We start from the raw sequence: 1,749 nt of genomic DNA, 5'->3' as shown, positions 1-1,749 counted from the left end.
CTGCACCTCCCCGGAGCGCGACCGGGTGAAGAACGCCAGCGACTGGCGCTGCAGGTGGCTGAACAGTGAGGTGCGCAGCCCGTGCATGACCTTTTGCCCCATCAGCGTGGCCCGCCAGGTCTGGATCACCCCGAACAGCGCGGTAATCACCGCAACCCCCACCAGCCCGGCGGCACCCAGTACCAGCGCGCGCACGTCCTGCTGCGGAATGGCGTGGTCGATCAGCTCGCGCACGATGAACGGCTGGGCCAGCCCGATCAGCGAGGAGGCCACGATCAGCAGCACCACCACGATCAGCGTGGCGCGGTGCGGGGCGAACAGGGCCCCGATGCGGCGCAGCGAGACCGGGTGCTGCTCAAGCTGGGCGCGGTCCTGGCGCAGCTTGCGTTCGCGGTTGGATCCGCCGGCGCGCTCGGTTCGGGGCGCTGCCCGATGGGTTTGGCTCATGTCCGCCTCCTGGGTGCGGGAAAACTTACCACCCAATAATAACAGAGGTAACCTCACTATGTGGCTGCATCTTGAATTTCTTGGCGGCACTGCCATATTCTGAATCCATGCCCGATGCGAAAACACAGCCCGACTTGGCCTCCCTCTTCCACCGTGCGGCCCGGTCTGTGAGGCGGCAGACACGCCTGGCCCTGGACCCGCACGGCATCACCCCGCACCAGTCCCGGGCGATGATGCTGCTCGCCCGCGCCAGCCAGGGTGGGGATAGCCCCGGCGGGCTGCGCAATTCCCAACTGGCCGAACAGCTGCGCATCGCCCCGCGCTCGGCCACCGAGGTGGTCGACCAGCTGCAGGACAAGCAGCTGGTGCGCCGCACCCAGGACCCGGCCGACCGCCGCGCCTGGCTGATCAGCCTGACCCCGGCCGGCGCGGAACTGAGCGCCGTGCTGCGCGAGGACCGCCGCGTGCAGATGAACGACTTCTTCGCCCGGCTGGACCCGGCGGACCAGGCCCAGCTGGCCCGGATCCTCACCGCGCTGATCGACGACGACTGCTAGGCACGCCCCTTGGCGCAGCGCACCGCACCGCACCGCACCGCATCCGCGCCGGGTTCGGGTTAACGACCGCGGGGCAGGAGCGCGGAACATCCGCACTCCTGCCCCGGCAGCAACTCCGTCTGGCGTCGAAAAAGGGAGGGTGGCAGCCTAGTTTTCGGTCTTCCCCTCGCGCCAGTAGCCCATGAAGGCCACCTGCTTGCGGTCGATGCCCACGTCCTTGACCAGGTAGCGGCGCAGCGTCTTGACCGCGGAGGCCTCCCCGGCGATCCACGCGTAGAACGGCCCGGCCGAGCCGCCGCCGGTTTCCCACAGGATCGTCGAATCGATGTCCACGTCCTCCGGGTCGGCGTTGGTGTGCACCACCCCCGCCGCGGGGATCGCCACCGCCTCCCGCACGGCGGACTCCAACAGCTTGCCGTGCGGCTGGGTGCCGCGGGTCAGCCACTGCACCGACACCCCGGAGGCGGTGGTGGTGCCCAGGATGTCCCCGGCCTCCGGGACCTCGATGAACGCATCGCCGGTCACCGTGGAGGGCAGCGCCTCCAGGATCGAGCAGATCGCCGGCGCGGCGGTCTCATCGCCCACCAGCAGCACGCGGGTGGCGTTGCCGGGCCGGAATTCGATGCCGCCGTAGCTGGCGTCGTTCAGCGCCTTGTTCGGCCCCAGCAGGAGCATCCGGTCCCCGAGCTTCGCCCCGGCGCCCCATTCGGTGGCCGGCCCGCCCTGCAGGTGCCCGTCCACGTAG

3 protein-coding genes are annotated in these 1,749 nt (G+C 69.9%); 1 reads left to right on the top strand and 2 read right to left on the bottom strand.

The features are described from left to right. Positions 1 to 447 (bottom strand): ABC transporter transmembrane domain-containing protein (locus RCJ92_RS15790; RefSeq protein ID WP_446755108.1); only part of this gene is annotated, 447 nt, incomplete at its 3' end. Positions 448 to 614: 167 nt separating this feature from the next. On the opposite strand from RCJ92_RS15790, the gene RCJ92_RS15785 reads away from it, so the two are divergent. Continuing rightward, positions 615 to 1,004, top strand: coding sequence for a MarR family winged helix-turn-helix transcriptional regulator (locus tag RCJ92_RS15785; RefSeq protein ID WP_249354491.1), 390 nt, complete (start codon positions 615 to 617; stop codon positions 1,002 to 1,004). Positions 1,005 to 1,151: 147 nt separating this feature from the next. Here RCJ92_RS15785 and RCJ92_RS15780 read toward each other — a convergent pair. After that, positions 1,152 to 1,749: siderophore-interacting protein (locus RCJ92_RS15780; RefSeq protein WP_446755107.1), on the bottom strand; the 598-nt coding region annotated here is incomplete at its 5' end.

This window comes from Glutamicibacter sp. BSL13, assembly GCF_052928425.1.
This window is presented reverse-complemented; position numbering and strand designations above follow the sequence as displayed.